Origin of the sequence: Emticicia agri (assembly GCF_004168285.1) — a bacterium.
Classification (GTDB): Bacteria; Bacteroidota; Bacteroidia; order Cytophagales; family Spirosomataceae; genus Emticicia; species Emticicia agri.
Genome location: NZ_SEWF01000124.1, coordinates 1 through 810, shown reverse-complemented (window position 1 = coordinate 810; position 810 = coordinate 1). Strand labels below are relative to the sequence as shown.

At 46.0% G+C, this 810-nt stretch carries 1 pseudogene; it reads left to right on the top strand.

The features are described from left to right. A pseudogene (locus EWM59_RS27995) lies at positions 1-810 on the top strand (hypothetical protein); the annotation flags it as partial.

The following is an 810-nucleotide window of genomic DNA, read 5'->3' as shown; positions in this document are numbered from 1 at the left end:
CAAGTGGTTGTGCAGGAACAGTCAACTGGTCAAATGGTTCATCAGGCACAAGTATAGTTTTATCAAGTGTAGGCACTTATAGTATCACAACGACCTGTACAGTTGGGTCTTGTATTTCTCCGGCCAGTGCAGCAGTAACAGGATTGCAAATTGTAGCTCAACCAGCATCACCAACCATTACTCCTCCAGGTTCTTTAGTAGTTTGTGCGCCAAGTACTTTAACCTTAACGGCCAGCGGTTGTGCAGGGACAGTCAACTGGTCAAATGGTTCATCAGGTACAAGTATAGTTTTATCAAGTGTAGGCACTTACAGCATTACAGCTACTTGTACCGTGGGCAGTTGTATTTCTCCGGCAAGCACGGCAGTTACTGGCTTACAGATTGTAGCTCAGCCCTCTGCACCAACGATTACAGCCCCAGCAACCAAGGTAGTCTGTTCACCAAGCACGCTTACATTAACCGCCAGTGGTTGTGCAGGAACAATTAATTGGTCGAATGGTTCATCAGGTAGCAGTCTGACCCTTTCAAGTGTAGGTACCTATAGCATTACAGCGACCTGTACAGTTGGGTCTTGTATTTCTCCGGCCAGTGCAGCAGTTACTGGCTTACAGATTGTCAGTCAACCCTTGGCAATAGCAGCTAATACTGGTCCTTATAGCATAGGTCAAACAATTCAATTAACTGCTTCCGGGGGGAGTGCTTATAGTTGGTCGGGGCCTGTTGCATTCAATAGTTCAAGTCAGAACCCTACTATTCCCAATGCGCAATCAGGTAATGCAGGGATTTATACAGTTACAGTAACCAATGGTG